The sequence below is a fragment of the Reticulibacter mediterranei genome (assembly GCF_016587455.1).
This window is the reverse complement of the sequence record NZ_BNJK01000002.1, coordinates 1564350-1579950: the sequence shown is the minus strand read 5'-3', so window position 1 is coordinate 1579950 and position 15601 is coordinate 1564350. Positions and strand designations below refer to the sequence as shown.

The 15601-nt window shown below is 52.5% G+C and carries 15 protein-coding genes; 9 read left to right on the top strand and 6 right to left on the bottom strand.

Features of this window, described 5'->3' with window-relative positions; translation table 11 throughout:
* Both K3T83_RS45415 and K3T83_RS45410 read left to right on the top strand, forming a co-directional pair.
* Nucleotides 1-1455, top strand: coding sequence for an RNA polymerase factor sigma-54 (locus K3T83_RS45415; RefSeq protein ID WP_220209754.1), 1455 nt, complete (start codon nt 1-3; stop codon nt 1453-1455).
* Nucleotides 1406-2761 (top strand): sigma-54-dependent transcriptional regulator, encoded by a 1356-nt coding sequence (locus K3T83_RS45410; RefSeq protein ID WP_220209753.1) that lies wholly within the window; start codon nt 1406-1408, stop codon nt 2759-2761. The genes K3T83_RS45415 and K3T83_RS45410 overlap by 50 nt, the downstream gene beginning before the upstream one ends.
* Before the next feature lie 84 nt (nt 2762-2845).
* Here the strand turns inward: K3T83_RS45410 and K3T83_RS45405 are convergent, their stop codons facing one another.
* Nucleotides 2846-3313 carry a GNAT family N-acetyltransferase gene (locus tag K3T83_RS45405; protein WP_236065324.1) on the bottom strand — a complete coding sequence of 156 codons (468 nt, stop codon included), beginning with the start codon at nt 3311-3313 and terminating at the stop codon, nt 2846-2848.
* On the opposite strand from K3T83_RS45405, the gene K3T83_RS56725 reads away from it, so the two are divergent.
* Both K3T83_RS56725 and K3T83_RS45400 read left to right on the top strand, forming a co-directional pair.
* Entirely contained in the window at nt 3194-3526 is a 333-nt protein-coding gene (locus tag K3T83_RS56725; RefSeq protein ID WP_236065336.1) for a hypothetical protein, read from the top strand. The genes K3T83_RS45405 and K3T83_RS56725 overlap by 120 nt on opposite strands.
* A 205-nt stretch (nt 3527-3731) precedes the next feature.
* Nucleotides 3732-4676 carry a sugar-binding transcriptional regulator gene (locus K3T83_RS45400; RefSeq protein WP_220209751.1) on the top strand — a complete coding sequence of 315 codons (945 nt, stop codon included), beginning with the start codon at nt 3732-3734 and terminating at the stop codon, nt 4674-4676.
* A gap of 13 nt (nt 4677-4689) precedes the next feature.
* Here the strand turns inward: K3T83_RS45400 and K3T83_RS45395 are convergent, their stop codons facing one another.
* Together K3T83_RS45395 and K3T83_RS45390 are read right to left on the bottom strand one after the other, a co-directional pair.
* Nucleotides 4690-6132, bottom strand: a complete 1443-nt coding sequence (locus K3T83_RS45395; protein WP_220209750.1) for a sensor histidine kinase — start codon at nt 6130-6132, stop codon at nt 4690-4692.
* Nucleotides 6119-6823 (bottom strand): response regulator transcription factor, encoded by a 705-nt coding sequence (locus K3T83_RS45390; RefSeq protein ID WP_220209749.1) that lies wholly within the window; start codon nt 6821-6823, stop codon nt 6119-6121. The genes K3T83_RS45395 and K3T83_RS45390 overlap by 14 nt, the downstream gene beginning before the upstream one ends.
* A gap of 468 nt (nt 6824-7291) precedes the next feature.
* Between K3T83_RS45390 and K3T83_RS45385 the strand changes: the two genes are divergently transcribed.
* Together K3T83_RS45385 and K3T83_RS45380 are read left to right on the top strand one after the other, a co-directional pair.
* Complete coding sequence (locus K3T83_RS45385; protein WP_220209748.1) at nt 7292-8671, top strand: glycosyltransferase; 1380 nt, start codon at nt 7292-7294, stop codon at nt 8669-8671.
* Nucleotides 8672-8747: 76 nt separating this feature from the next.
* On the top strand, nt 8748-10799 hold the full coding sequence (locus K3T83_RS45380) for an ArnT family glycosyltransferase (RefSeq protein WP_220209747.1): 2052 nt from the start codon (nt 8748-8750) through the stop codon (nt 10797-10799).
* Nucleotides 10800-10861: 62 nt separating this feature from the next.
* Here the strand turns inward: K3T83_RS45380 and K3T83_RS45375 are convergent, their stop codons facing one another.
* The 3 genes from K3T83_RS45375 to K3T83_RS45365 all read right to left on the bottom strand — a co-directional run bounded on the left by K3T83_RS45375 (nt 10862) and on the right by K3T83_RS45365 (nt 12310).
* On the bottom strand, nt 10862-11113 hold the full coding sequence (locus tag K3T83_RS45375; RefSeq protein ID WP_220209746.1) for a CsbD family protein: 252 nt from the start codon (nt 11111-11113) through the stop codon (nt 10862-10864).
* Between the two features lie 196 nt (nt 11114-11309).
* Nucleotides 11310-11840, bottom strand: coding sequence for a cellulose binding domain-containing protein (locus K3T83_RS45370; RefSeq protein ID WP_220209745.1), 531 nt, complete (start codon nt 11838-11840; stop codon nt 11310-11312).
* 182 nt (nt 11841-12022) lie between these two features.
* Nucleotides 12023-12310, bottom strand: coding sequence for a hypothetical protein (locus K3T83_RS45365; RefSeq protein ID WP_220209744.1), 288 nt, complete (start codon nt 12308-12310; stop codon nt 12023-12025).
* A 180-nt stretch (nt 12311-12490) separates the two neighbouring features.
* On the opposite strand from K3T83_RS45365, the gene K3T83_RS45360 reads away from it, so the two are divergent.
* From K3T83_RS45360 to K3T83_RS45350, 3 genes are all read left to right on the top strand, one after another.
* Nucleotides 12491-13633 carry a sensor histidine kinase gene (locus tag K3T83_RS45360; RefSeq protein WP_220209743.1) on the top strand — a complete coding sequence of 381 codons (1143 nt, stop codon included), beginning with the start codon at nt 12491-12493 and terminating at the stop codon, nt 13631-13633.
* Nucleotides 13630-14325 (top strand): response regulator, encoded by a 696-nt coding sequence (locus K3T83_RS45355; protein WP_220209742.1) that lies wholly within the window; start codon nt 13630-13632, stop codon nt 14323-14325. Before K3T83_RS45360 ends, K3T83_RS45355 begins: the two co-directional genes overlap by 4 nt.
* A 251-nt stretch (nt 14326-14576) precedes the next feature.
* Nucleotides 14577-15539, top strand: coding sequence for an aldo/keto reductase (locus K3T83_RS45350; RefSeq protein WP_220209741.1), 963 nt, complete (start codon nt 14577-14579; stop codon nt 15537-15539).
* Nucleotides 15540-15601: the final 62 nt, after the last annotated feature.

The window sequence follows — 15601 nt, the reverse complement described above, 5'->3', positions numbered from 1 at the left end:
ATGATCGGAATGCAGGTATCTGTCCGGCCCGCTCCTGACGCCAGCCCGCAGCTTATTGCGGCTAACGCTATTTTACACCTCTCTACTCTCGAACTTGAACAGGCCATTACCCGTGAACTGGATGAGAACCCTGCATTAGAGATGGTGGAACAAAATGATGGTTCCACATATGATAGCAGGTCTGCCCCTGATTACGGGATACACTCTAGCGCCAATAAGTACGAGACTCCAACGTCCAGAGTATCTTTCAATGATCTTGATGAAGCACGATTAGAAGAGACTGATCCTCTCGCTTTTGTTCAGGCACCTCTAACGCTGGCTGAACAACTCTTTGGTCAGCTCAAGCTACTACTCACTCATCAGGATTATGGTATTGCACTCTATGTAGTTGGGAACCTGGATGAACATGGCTATCTCACTACATCAATTGAAGATTTGACTCAAACTCTTCATTGTGACACCTCTCGTATCAATGCAGTGGTGCAGGAACTCCAAAGTTTGGAACCCGCTGGCATAGGTGCTCGTAACCTGAGAGAGTGCTTACTTCTACAACTTGATCGCTTGATTGAAACAGGCATACAGCCACCTTCGTCAACGCGGACAATCATCGAGCGCTATCTCACGGAACTTGGACATCACCAGTTTGAGTCTATCCGCCTGGCCCTACACGTTCCCAGAACAGAGGTCGAAGCATGCTTCCTCTTCATCCGTACAAATCTGCATCCCTACCCGGCGTATCATTATTGGGCCACCAGGGATACTAGTCCCTCTGGCGCAGCCCTTCCAGTGCCATCTGTGATTATTCACCGCAGTAGTAGTTCTGCCTGCGGCTATGATGTTGAGGTAATAGAATCACAGCGATCTCTTCTCCGCCTCAATCCACTCTATCAGCAAATCAGGCAACAGTCAGGATTGACGCTCTCACCAGCAGAACGAGAACACATCAGCCAGTATATAGAGCGAGCGCGACTTTTCATGAGCCATATTCAACGCCGCACTCTTTTACTCCAGAGAGTAATGATGTATCTCGTGGATTATCAACGCGATTTTCTCGATCATGGCCCATCCCATCTGCACCCGCTCAGTCAGAAGATGGTTGCGCAGGCACTCGGCGTCCATGTCTCCATGATTAGTCGGGCTATTGCTGGCAAATATACCCAATTGCCATCCCAGAAGCTTTTACCTCTTCATCGCTTCTTCTGTGGCACAGTTGGCACGCAGGAGCTTATCCGACAGATCATCGCCGACGAAAGTGAGCCTTTGAGCGATGCGCGTATCGCTAAACTCCTGAGCGAGCGGCACTCTATCTCGCTTACACGGCAGATGGTTGCTAACTATCGTATAGAGCTACACATCCCCACAGCACGACAACGAATGGTACTACGCCGCATGCAAGGAAGCTCAGATGAAAGACAATGCTCTACAACCTCGCCTGCATATCTTGCTAATAGATAACCGGGTCTTTGAGCGTCCTGCGCTCTTAGTCATTTTACGCTTGAATTATAAGGTGACGGTAAGCCAAACAGCCGAAGAGGCCATTCCGACCTTATTGGATGACCCGCCAGCCATGATTATTATTGATGCTGGTGAACAAAATATGGAGTTCTTGAGTCTGATTGAAGAATATGATCAGCAGACACCTCTGCTTCTGGTAGGTCAACATCCTGATGATGAATATGCAGGAGATGGCTTCAATCGTAGCGCATTAAAAATGTGGATCGAGCACACCATCACTTCTCGCAAGCTCAAAACACAGGTGGCAAGCCTTGAAGCCGGAGATACGAAGGTACAGAGTTTTGCTAGCTTTATTACATGCAACCAGACTCTATTTCAAATTTTTCGCACCTTGCAGCGAGTGCTTGATACAGATGTCCCTGTTCTCATTACTGGTGAAAGTGGCACTGGCAAAGAACTCATTGCTCAAGGCATTCACAATCAAAGTAAACGAATGGAACAGCCATTTGTTGCACTGAATTGTGCCGCCATTCCAGAGACCCTCCTGGAGACAGAACTTTTCGGCTACGAAAAAGGTGCCTTTACAGGTGCTACGGCTCCAAAGATAGGGAAACTTGAGTACGCAGGTGAAGGAACAATCTTTCTCGATGAGATTGGTGATATGCCCTTGCTCACGCAAGCGAAACTGTTACGCGCTATCCAGGAACGTGCTATTGAGCGTGTTGGAGGTCATAAGTCCATTCCTTTTAAAGCTCGCATTCTCGCTGCCACCAATAAAAACCTGCCGGAGGAGATTCAGCGGCGTGCCTTCCGTGAAGATCTATTTTACCGTCTAAATACAGTCCATGTGGAACTTCCTTCCCTGCGAGAACGCCGCGAAGATATTCCTTTGCTCATAATGCATTTCCTTAAAGCATTTAGTCAACGTTACGACAAAAACATACTTGGCATCTCTCCAACTGTGCTACACGCTCTGCAAAAATACGATTGGCCCGGCAACGTTCGTGAGCTAGTCAATATTGTGCATCACGCTGTGCTTTTATCCGATGGTCCACGCATTGAACTCAAAGATCTGCCCGCAGAGTTACGTTTTGGCAGAGGAATCATAATGATGTTAGATCAGGTTGGCAAAGTCCCTCTCGACGCCCTTGTTGAGCAAGCTAAAAACGATTTTGAGCGGCAAATAATAACGCTTGTGCTCGAAAAATTTAATTATAATAAGGCTCGCTCTGCTCAATTCCTGGGGATAGATCGGAAGACATTGTATCGCAAAATTAAAACACTGCGCATCCAGGACGAAAAGTAGGAGCTGTGAGGGCATATCAAGTTTGTGGGCGAGGAGATCGACGTGCATAGCGAGCGGGTGCAAGCTGCTCCTTTTTTTGTTTCGTCACCGGAGCTCGCAGATGTAGGATATGGCTGGCTTGCCGTTGAGCGTTAACTCACCGACGGCGACGAATCCGTTGTGTTCAAGCACCTTGCGCGAAGCCGGATTGTCTAACGTGACCCTCGCGCGCAGCCTGGTGAGTCCGTACTCTGTGGCAGCGAGCTCGCGCATCTTGCGCACCGCCGCTGTGGCCAGTCCCTGCCCCGCGACCTTCTGCGCGATCCGGTATCCCAGTTCCGCCGACCCGCCTGCCACTTCGGCCAGGTTCACCCGCCCCACTACCTCGCCGTCCTCGGCCATCAGCAGGTGGAAGTAGTCTGTCCCGGCGGCCTGCCGCGCGAGCAGTTGCGCATGCCGCATGTCAAACTCAGTAAAGAACTCGTCCCCCCGATCTGGTATCACCGCCGCGAAGTAGGCCCGATTCTCCCGCTCGAACGCAAGCAGGGCAGGCGCGTGGTCGAGGCGGACCAACTGAAGGTCTGGCATGGGGAGTTGGAGGCGCGGTGTCGATTCCGACCCAGCTCCCCTGTCCTCCTTCGATTCCGTGTGCGCAGGTTTCCCGCCCACGGCCTGCCTCCCGAGAAAGGAACATTCACCAACTTCTGGCGCGTTTCGTTCGTCTCGTTCTTCCATGTGTTTCTTCCTTTGCTCAATGCTGAATTGTCAATCCCAGGATGCGCATAGCTCGCATAATAAATGAGAGCTTCAACGAATGTCAAGGGGTGGACATGCAGAAAATCTGTCTCGCTCCAGAGATTGACAGCATGCAAAAGCTGTTGTACACTTTACCGAGAGAATAAATATTTCGATTTGAATAGATATTCGCTTCTATTTCGGGTATATGTGGGTATGATTGGGAGTATATACTGTTTGAAAGGATAAACACAATATGGCGCGAATCGATGAACTTCGTCTGATGACGAAGGTGGCGCACCTCTATCATGACCAGGATATGACCCAGCCCGAAATCGCGGTCCAGCTTGATCTCTCGCAGGCCACAGTCTCGCGCCTGCTCAAGCGCGCCAAGCAGGAGCAGATTGTGCGCGTCACGGTCAACGTCCCCTATGGCGTCTATGCCGATCTGGAAGAGCGGCTCCAGCAAACGTACGGATTAAAAGAGGCCGTCGTGGTGGACACCGTTGAGCACAGCGACCAGATCTTGCGCGATATCGGCTCGGCAGCGGCCTATTACCTGGGAACAACGCTACGAGCTGGCGATATCATCGGCGTCTCCTCATGGAGTACGACCCTGCTAGCGATGGTCGATGCCTTGCAGCCCCAGGCGCGAGCATCGCAGATCAAGATATTGCAGATATTAGGCGGCCTCGGCAACCCTTCGGCAGAGATCTATGCCAGTCGGCTCGTTGGTCGATTGGCGAACCTGCTGCACGGCGAAGCGATGCTTTTGCCAGCTCCGGGCGTCGTTGGTTCGCCGGAAGTGGTGCCGATCTTGCTGGAAGACCGCTACGTACACGATGCCATGAACTTGTTCGATCAGGTCACAATTGCCCTGGTCGGTATCGGGACCGTCGAGCCATCGGGTCTGCTCGCCAGCAGCGGCAACATCTTCTCGCCGGAGGAACTAGATATGTTGCGTGCCGCCGGAGCTGTTGGCGATATCTGCCTACGCTTTTTTGACGCGTCAGGCACACCAGTAGTAACGCCGCTCAACGAACGGGTGATCGGAATGACGCTCGGCCAGTTGCAACAGGTGAAACGGGCCGTTGGGATCGCTGGCGGCAAAGAGAAGCTCAACGCCATTCGGGGAGCGCTGCAAGGCCGCCTCATCAACGTGCTGATTACGGATCGTTTCACGGCTGAACGTCTAATTTAATATCAGAAGCTATTCAGAAGCTATTCAGATCGGCAATTGGCAATGTAAAGGTAAAGCAGGTTCCTTCTCCCACCCGGCTCTCGACCGAAACATGCCCACCATGAGCATGCACCAGTTGCTCGACAATTGCCAGCCCCAGCCCGGTGCCTCCCGTCGCGCGCGTTCGTGAGCGATCTGCTCGATAGAAACGTTTGAAGAGATAGGGCAGATGCTCAGCTGCGATCCCGACGCCGGTATCCTGCACCTGCACCTCGACCTCCTGCTGTAGCACACGCGCGCTGACACGAATTGCTCCCTGTTGCGGCGTATGCTTGATAGCGTTGCTCAGTAAGTTGCGCATGATCTGTCCAACACGCTGTGGATCAGCTTCCACCAGGGGTAGGTCCGGTGGAAGATCGGTATCGAGCGCGAGTTGCTTGCTGGAAGCCTGCACCGCCACACCATTGACGGCCCCATTGATAATATCTTCCAGCGCGATGGGGGCACGTTGAAGTTGGAGTTGTCCCGCCTCCGCAAGCGACAAATCCTGTAGATCCGTTACCAGACGGTTCAAGAGCATAGCATCTTCATATAAAGAGGCGATCACTGCGGATGTCGGTTCCATCAACTGATCTTGCAGTGCCTCCAGATAGCCGCGAATATTGGTCAATGGCGTTCGCAACTCGTGCGCCACATCGTTAACCAGATTGCGACGCAGCCGCTCCGAGCGCTCCAACGTATCGGCCATCGTGTTGAAGGCATGGGCCAGATCACCAATCTCATCCTTCGACTTGATCGAAACCCGCTGGCTGAGATCACCCTTCTCCATCAAACCAGCTGCACGCGTCAACGCCTTTACTGGACGCAAAATCGCGTTCGACAGGAGCAGCGTCAGGAGCAGAGCAACAAGCCCGACAACAACAACGGCCTGCATTAGCGAACGGTTGACCGACATGCTAAAGTCTTCGGCGGGAGGATGATCGCCACGCGGCGGAGGCGGGTACTGTCCAAGCGAGATGCTCTGGTCTTCCGTCGAAAGGATCTGCACGTGGGCAGGAGGAGGCGGAACGGGAGTACTATATGATACTGAAGTAGACGATGATGTTGGAACTGTCGGGGCGAGATTGTGATTCCCCTCCAGTTCAAAGAGGATCGGAAGCGTAAGCGCCTGCCCGTTCAGCTGCCGATTCGAGTCTGCGATAATATGTTGTGAGGTATCGACAAGCAGCAGGCGAACGCGCGTCGTTTTCGCCGTTTGCTCGACGAGCGCCTGGACTTTCTGCGGATCATGTGTTTGTCTATAGGCCGCAAGAATGGGCATTATCAGGCTTTGATCGCTGTTTTCCTGGCGATTGATATAGCCTTGAAATTCTCTTCGTGCCGTCAGGCTGGCAAAGACCGCCACCGAGACAAGAGCAACGAGCGCAACAAGCATAAATGTTAAGAGCAGATTCACGCGTAAACTACGAACTCTCATGCTCTTCTCTCCTTAATTTATAGCCCACGCCATAGACGGTTTGCAGATAGATCGGCTGATCAGGCTGTGGCTCAATCTTCTTACGCAAGTTCATCAGATGGACATCGATAGTACGCTCCAGACCTTCATAGTCCAGACCGAAAACCTGATTCACCAGTTCTGATCGGCTAAAAGCTCTCCCCGGCTCTCTGGCGAGCGTCTCCAACAATTTAAATTCTTTCGGTGTCAGGTATACGAGTTTCCCATCAAGTGTGACCTCATGGGCCACAAAATCAATGACGAGGTTTCCCAGGCGAAACTGTGTCTGGTGGCTTGCCTGTTCCTGCTGCCCCACTCTGCGCAACACGACGCGCACACGGGCCACCAGTTCGCGGGGGCTGAACGGCTTGGTGATATAATCGTCTGCGCCCAGATCGAGACCGAGCAGTTTCTCTGCTTCGGTCGATCGCGCGGTTAACATAATAATAGGGGTCGATCTTTCCAAACGCAGCATGCGACACACAGCAGGCCCATCAATTTTGGGCAACATCCAATCGAGAATTACGAGATCGGGATTTTTCTCTCTGGTGACATCCAGGGCTTCCTGACCGTCATACGCTACCAATACCTGGTAGTGCTCCTTCTCTAGATAGAGCCGAATCAAATCAACCGTTTTTTTATCATCATCCACGATCAGGATTTTGCGCTGCATAGATGTGCCTCCACTAGCTCACATTGCAAACATTCATACGCGATAGGGATACTATATTTCCCTCTGAGTATATTCCAAACTTATGAAGTTTTTATGAAGATAGCCCATATGAGAGCGTTCCAACTTGTGTGGTCTTCCCCGCTTCGTAGTGGAGCGATTTATCGCGTTGGGGCCACATCACAAACACCTCCACCAACGCGATAATGCAGGTTAACCAAATAATCTGGGAATCGCCCTTCGGTTGTAGTCGCGTGATGAATCGCGCGACTACAACCGAAGGGCGATTCCCGTTATAAATTGTTAAGACGCATAATCGCTCCACTACGAAGCGGGGGGATGATCGCTCCTGGTTGTTTCATCAAAGCTCATTTTGTTCTGACAGCATCTTCATCAGATCTTCATAGCATCCCTGCTATAGTTAGAAGTGTCAAACAGGAACACATCCAAACTAGTTGAAAGAGGTTTTGCTTGAACGCGACTCAAGATACTGAAAATCCGGTGTTTATCATATTGAAGCAAAAAACGACATTTGCCCCTCGATGGAACAAGACGCTCACACAAATACTTCGCTTTGGGCTGGCTGGTGGATTAAGTACGACGCTAGATCTACTGGTTCTTAACCTGTTGCTCTGGCTTCGTCCAACCACCAATCCCTGGATCACTATTCTGTACACGATCCTCGCCTACGGCGCTGGCTCAATCAATACATTTCTCTGTAATAAATATTGGACCTTTCAACGCAAACAGCGCACGACCTGGAAAGAACTGGGACGCTTCGCCACAACGATCCTGACCGGACTGAGCTGGAACCTTGTGCTCATCTGGCTTGCCAGCATGATCCCGCATCCATTCATCAAAGATCAGGTGCTCTGGACGAATGCGGCAAAGCTGGTCGCGATTGCGAGCGCGGCCCTCATCTCCTTTCTAGGGATGCGTCTCTGGGTTTTTGTCCGACCTGCAACACAAAAGGATACACCTATGCACAACAACTACGACACAACGACACATACCAATCAACATTCAGCGCATTCCCTGGATCAGGACGCATATCCGGTTGAGCGGCGGTACGTAGGAGAAGAACCAACGAAGCCAATCACTCAGCATGGACTCTCAATTGTGCTGCCAGCCTACAACGAAGAACAGGTTATCGCCAGCACGATCCAGGATGTCCTGACGACGGTAAGCAAGTGGAAAATTGATTTTGAGATTATCGTAGTCAATGATGGCAGTTCCGATCAGACGGCTACTATCGTCTCGCAGATTGGCAACTTCGTGCCGCAGGTGCGGCTGGTCAACCATTCGAGCAATCGTGGCTATGGTGCGGCGCTCATGAGTGGCTTCGCGGCGGCAAGCAAAGATCTCACCTTCTTTATGGACTCCGATGGGCAATTTTTGATTGAGGATCTGCGCCGCTTCTTCACCTATATCGACGCCTACGACGCCGTCATCGGCTACCGCATCGTTCGCCGCGACCACTGGATGCGCAAGCTGAACGCGTGGGGCTGGAATCAACTGGTCAGCCTGGCGCTGGGCGTCTCGGTCCACGATCTCGATTGCGCCTTCAAGCTGCTGCATACCGATTTTCTCCAGCAATACACGCTGGAAACGGGTAGTGCAATGGTCAACGCCGAACTGCTCTACAAGCTGAAACTGGCTGGCGGCACTTACAAAGAGATGGGAGTGCGTCATCTGCCGCGTCGGGCTGGTCAGGCGACGGGAGCCAATCCGAAAGTGATCCTGCGTGCCTTCCGCGACCTGCTTACCTACACTGCTAAATGGCGTCGAGAAGAGCAGCAATATCGCAACTTGCGCAACAACAAGAATATGCAAGCTCATAGCATACCGTAAATAAAAAAAAGTATAGATTAAAAATAATGATAAAACGATTTTATCACGTGGGAAATTGCAGCGGAGAACAACAATCATGGCTAAAGTGATCGATACAACTATCAGCCAGGCATCCACAGATAGCGGCGTGGAGCGGCAGCAAGCCCGCTCCCGTCCCGCCATCTGGAGTTGGCTGGCACTGGGAGCAGTGATTCTCATTTCTCTCTTTATGAACTTTTTCCAGCTCGGCCAGAACGGTTTCGGCAACCTCTATTATGCTGCCGGAGTCAAAAGTATGGGCGACAGCTTGCACAACTTCTTTTTTGTCTCGTTCGATCCGGGCGGGTTCGTCACCATCGACAAGCCGCCGCTGGGCTTCTGGCTTCAGGTTATAAGCACGAAGATCTTCGGCTTCACACCATTTAGCGTCTTCTTCCCACAAGCGCTGGCTGGCGTGCTATCGGTGCTGCTGCTCTACTGGCTGGTTCGTCGCCGCTTCGGGACAACCGCTGGACTGCTGGCGGCCTTCGCGCTGGCGATCAGCCCCATCAGCGTCCTCACCAACCGCAATAATACGATTGATAGTACCTTGATCCTTGTGCTGCTGCTGGGCGCGTGGGCTGTGCTGCGAGCGGCAGAGACGGGCAAACTGCGCTGGCTGCTGCTCTGTGCTGTCTGTATCGGGCTTGGCTTCAACATCAAGATGCTACAAGCCTACCTCGTCGTGCCAGCTTATGGCCTGCTCTACCTGCTGGCCGCGCCCAGAAGCATCTGGAAACGCCTGCTACATCTGGGGCTGGCACTGCTACTGATGGCGAGCATCTCGCTCTCGTGGGCGGCAGCGGTCGATCTGACACCATCATCAAGTCGCCCTTACGTCGGTTCGAGCCAGGATAACTCGGAGATCAGCCTCGCTTTCGGCTATAATGGCGTACAGCGCCTGCTTGGTTCATTCGGTATGGGCGGCGGCAACCGACAGACTCCTCCCATCAATTCAAGCAGCACGACGCAAAGTTCAAGTACGACGGCACAAAATACAAATAGCAGCACGGAGCTGCCACCGATGGGTGATGGTGGACCGCAGGGCGGTAGCAATAATGGTGGGCCATTTAATACCGGTACAGCTGGCGTGCTACGACTTTTCAACGAGCCATTAGCGGGGCAAATCGCCTGGTTGCTACCGATGGCGCTCCTGGGCATCGTCGCACTGGCATGGCAGCGGCGCTTGAACTTCCGCGAGGATCGAGAACAGCAGTCGTTGATCCTCTGGGGAGGTTGGCTGCTGACAACGGCTGTTTTCTTTAGCATGGCGGGCTTTTTCCATCAATACTACCTGTCAACAATGGCACCAGCCATCTGCGCTCTCTTCGGTATCGGCGCGGTTATCATGTGGCGGGACTACAGGCACGCGGGCTGGCGTGGCTGGCTCTTGCCAGTGGCGCTTGTGCTGACCGCGCTTGAGCAGCTTCACATCATCACGAGCAATACCGCGTGGGGAACATGGATGATCCCGCTAATCGCGATCCCGTGCGCGCTCGCAGCAATAGTGCTGATTGTAGCTCGCCTGGTGCCGCTCCTGAAAGCGAACACACGTTTGCAAGTGTCGCTGGTCAGCCTCAGTCTAATGGCGCTGCTGCTCACCTCGGCGGTCTGGTCGGCAACACCAGTACTGCAAAACTCTGCGTCGAGCCTGCCCGTAGCCGGACCCAGCCAGCAATTCGGTGGCTTCGGTGGTGGAGGCAACGACCACAGTTCTACGAATACCAACCTCATCAGCTACCTTGAGGCCAACAAGGGCAATGCCAAATACCTGGTTGCGACCGCCAGTTCTAACGAGGCCGACTCGATTATTCTGGCAACCAATCAGTCGGTGATGGCTCTGGGTGGCTTCTCTGGCTCCGATCCTATTCTCACCACCGATCAACTTGCAACATTGGTGGCAAACGGAACCGTTCGCTACTTCCTGATTAACGGCTCCGGCGGTGGACCAGGAGGCGGTCAGAGCGAGTTGACAACCTGGATTACGCAAAACTGTACAGTAGTTCCGTCGAGCGAGTGGCAGTCAAGCACGAGCAACTCTGGCAACTCTGGTGGCGTGGGTGGCTTTGGTGGTGCTTCTCAGCTCTACGTTTGCAACACGGCTTCGTAAGCACAAAAAAGAGGAGCTACCCCATTTCACAAAGGGGCGGCTCCTCTTTTTCCTCTGAAGCTTTATACCTGATTATCGGGATTATCAGGGTTCAGAGCTTTGTCTACTTTTTGCTCGCCCTTACCAAAGGTGGATTGGGCCTTACCGCCGGCCTGTTTCGCCTTCCCCTTCGCCTCCATCTCCTCATTGCCGGTCAGCTCTCCGAATTTGCTCTGGACCTTGCCAGCTGCCTCGTTGAGCTTGCCTTTGGCAGTATTCTCCTGTCCTTTCGTCCTCAGATCTTTATCCTGCTCCTCATTATATGATTCTGTCATGTCGTCTTTTCCTTTCTGGATTACGAGCCAGTGGCACCACCGCTACGATATGGCCGCAACGGATAGTGCCGCCGGACATTGATATCGGTTTGCTGTTATGCGATTTCAACCTATCCTCTTTTTATACTTTTGAGGCTGGCAAAAAGATACTCAGCAGCGAGCAATCTGTATTGGAGGATATAGGACTATAAGCAAATTATTCTGAAGTGCAAAGGATGCCGTTGAGCGTTATACCATGTGGGGGTGGATTTGCTGGCCCTGTTGCCTCAAAGCCGATGATTTTCACGCTGCTGGCGGGGAAGCTGCGGCTGTTATCGAACGGATGGACCATAATCACGTCGCCATCTTTAAAGACATTGGCATTCCATCCCCGAACGAGATGAACGCCAGCGGGCAGCGTCCAATAGATCATCCATGTATTGAGTGTCTCGTTGCTTGTATTCTTGACCATCACTGTAGCCTGGAAGCCCTTTGACGAGACATGATCGATCTGCATCCGCGCCGTACAGGTTGGCGGAGGAGGGGGCGTGCGTACAACATATGGATTGGCGTTGTTATTATGCGCTTTTGTGGAAGAGGGCGAAGGCGTGCTTTTTGAAAGGGATAAGAAATGTGTCGAGCCACTTAGCAAGGGGATCAAGAGGATTGCCAGGCCAGCGAGAATCAGAAGCACGCTCAAGATGAACGTGCGCTTTGACTGAATGACCAGATATGTCCTTCTCGTCATAGCTGTAGAGCCTCTTTTATGCATCCATAAATACTATCTCTCTTCTAGTTTTTACTGTACCTGGATACATAGGGGAAGTCAACGAAATTCGCGTGTTGACCAAAAACTGCATAGCGTGCAACTTGTACGGACATGGTATGACGTATCCGTACAAGTTGCACGCTTCCGTAAGGGGGTGCTTTTTACTTTGAAATTCTCGTCTTATATTTTCTCCATTGCCGATCGTCAAGCCCTACGCGTTTCTTGAGTTCCCGCAATTGCTCGCCGGTTAGCCACTCCTCGGCCAGAAAGCAGCAGCGGCCCACATCTTCCTCTTTGACCAGAAGATCCATCGGCCACACCAGCCAGCCTCGCTTTCTCAATGTCTGTAATGCCTGCACATCTTCTTCGATACGCTTCTGCAAACGTTCATACACCGTCATGGTTTTCTTTTCTCCTTGTTCTTTCTCTTCGATGAGACGAACACTCATTGTGCATATTCCCTTCCTTAAAGCTTACCATTTCGTCACCTCTTTTTCCACCCTCTTCCAGCGTACGATCAGCACACTTTTTCGCCGCAAACATAGCAGGACAGTCACTATTGACACACATGGCGCGATCTTTTATCCTTATGCATCATAAGTTGAAATCGCAACAAACGGGACAGGAATATGCATCGTGTAGCATCATTGCCGATATTTAAAATCGAACAGGAGCAGCGCTGGCGGCGGTATCTCCTCGATACGCTGCTGGCGCTGGGCAGCATTTTTTCAATTACGGCGCTGATCTGGTTTTTCCAGTTGTATCAAAAGATCCCGGACAGCTTTCTGGTCTACACGCTGGCAATCCTCGCGCTGGCCGGGCTGCGTGGACTCTTCCCAGCGCTGCTGGCCTCATTTGTCGCGTTCTTTTCCTTCGACATCCTCTTTGTCCCTCCACTCTATCGTCTGGCAGTCACGAAATTTGAAGATGTCCTCACGCTGCTCATCTTTCTCATAACGGCAGTGATTACCAGCCAGTTCGCCGCTACCTTGCGCCAACGCGTGGAAGACGCACACCATCGGGAACAGGCGCGTATTCGTATGGAGGCGCTTCAGCGCACCGACGCTCTCCGGCTGGCCCTGCTCTCCTCCGTCTCCCACGATATCCGCACCCCGCTTTCGACGATCAAGACAGCCATCACTAGCTTAGGGGAGGAGGATGTGCAGTGGGATGAAGAAACGCGGCGCGGCTTTATTGCCTCCATTGAGCGCGAAACAGACCGGCTCAATAATCTAGTCGAGAATCTGCTGGATATGTCGCGCATCGAGGCCGGGCTGCTGCATCCCGAACGCATCTGGTATCCCCTGGATGAGCTAATCCTGGACGTACTAAACCGCATGGATACACGATTGCAAGGGCGCAAAGTAGAGACGCATCTGCCCAATCAGCTCTCTCCGGTCGAGCTGGATTATGTGATGATCGATCAGGTTTTGACGAATTTACTTGAGAATGCCATTCGTTACACGCCAGCTGGTAGCCCCATCGATATAAGTATCCAACAGCACAACAAAGAGGTTGTAGTGAGCATCGCTGATCACGGACCGGGCATCGCACCAGAGGAACGAGAACAGATTTTCGACAAATTTTATCGTGTGAAGGGCAAAACAAGCGATTCAGGCACAGCACAGGGGACAGGGCTGGGTCTGGCTATCTGCCGAGGGCTGATCGAGGCGCACGGAGGTACTATTCATGTTGAAGCACGTCCGGGAGGGGGTGCAGATTTCCGTTTTACGCTCCCTTTAAGCAATAGTGGGGGAATGGAGCTATTATGACAAAACGCAAACAACGTCTGCTGGTTGTCGATGATGAGATTGAGATCGTGCGTGCATTACAACGCAGCCTCACGGGACATGGCTATGAAGTTATCTCAGCTGCCAGTGGAGAAGAGGCGCTACAGGCCGTTGGAGAACGCCCCCTCGACCTGATGTTGCTCGATCTGGCACTTCCAGGAATGAGCGGTCTGGAGGTCTGCAAGCAGGTGAGAGCGCTCTCGGATCTTCCCATCATCGTGATCTCTGCCAAGAATAAGGAGCGCGACAAAGTGCTAGCGCTCGATCTGGGGGCCGACGATTATGTCTCGAAACCGTTTGGAATCAATGAAGTGCTGGCACGCATCCGAGTTGCCCTGCGCCACGCCGAACGTATGCTGCCAAGAACGGAGCCAACGATGCAGGTTGGACCACTGGAGATCGATTTTACGCAGCAACTTGTGACCATCAACGGGCAAGAGGTCAAGCTCACACCGACCGAATACGATCTGCTCGAAGTCTTCATCAAGAATCGCGGCAAAATCATGACGCAACAGATGCTCTTGAACCAGATCTGGGGCACGAACCGGGATGCCAAGTCGCACTATTTGCACGTTTACATCGGCCATTTGCGACGAAAGATCGAACCCGATCCAGCTCATCCACGCTTCCTGACCACTATTTCAGGTGTTGGCTATCGCTTTAATGAGGAATAAAACCGCGCAGGCGACAGACGCAATGAGTATTGGTGCATCCAGCAATTGGAGGATAATGGTGAGGACACAGAGGATCGTGGATCACGCGTAGCGACAAAGGGTGTTTGGAATGTTTGGTAAAATCGCTAGCGACATAATTCATCGCGCGTGTCCCTCTTTTGGTGAATGCCGGCAAATGTTTCATGGGATATGCTATCTCCACGTGCTTGGAGCCTACCCAGGCACGACTTATTCATATCAGGAGTGTTCCCATGAAACAGATCCCTCTCGGACAAACCGGCATAGATGTTAGCGCCTTGTGCCTGGGCTGTATGTTCTTTGGCACGTTGACTGCCCGGGAAATGGCCTATCAACTGGCAGACCGCTATTTTGAGGCTGGAGGGCGTTTTTTCGATACCGCGAACAATTACGCCTTCTGGATCGACGGTGCGACTGGCGATGAAAGCGAAACGGTCCTGGGGCGCTGGCTCAAGAGCCGCAAGAACCGTGATCAGATCATTCTGGCAACCAAAGTCGGAGCCAGACCTGGCAGGCCGGGCGGAGGCTTTGAAAGCTGGGAAGGACTTTCTGCTCGCGCCATTGAGCAAGCTGTCGAAGGCAGTTTAACGCGTCTGGGGACTGACTACCTTGATCTCTATTACGCACACATCGATGATCGGCAAACTCCCTTAGAGGAAACGCTCGCCGCCTTTGACCGTCTCGTCACTGCCGGAAAAGTCCGCGCCATTGGCTGTAGCAACTTGATGGCCTGGCGCATTGAGCAGGCCCGCAGCATCAGCCGCCTGCATGACTGGGCCGCGTATTGTTGCGTGCAACAGCGATATAGCTACCTACAGCCCAGACCAAAGGCGACCTTTGAGACACAGATCGTAGCATCCCAGGAATTGCTGGATTACTGCCAGATCCATAAGGATTTTTCGCTGCTTGCTTACTCCCCGCTCCTCTCTGGCGCTTACACTCGCCAGGATGTTGCTTTGCCACCGCAATACCGATCAAGTGATACTGAGGCCCGGCTGGGCGCACTGGCAACCGTGGCAGCCGAAACCGGTGCCACGGCGAATCAGATCGTGTTAGCCTGGCTTCTCCAGGATACGCCCTCCGTCATCCCCGTGATTGCCGCCAGCAACAAAACACAACTGGACGAGAACCTCGGGACATTGCAAGTTCATCTGACAGAAGAACACATGCGTACGTTGAATAGCCCTGACTTGTAGACCAGTTTAGGTAAACAGGTCGTGAAAAATGGCTCACAGGTTTTGCAAGATGCCCTTTGAAA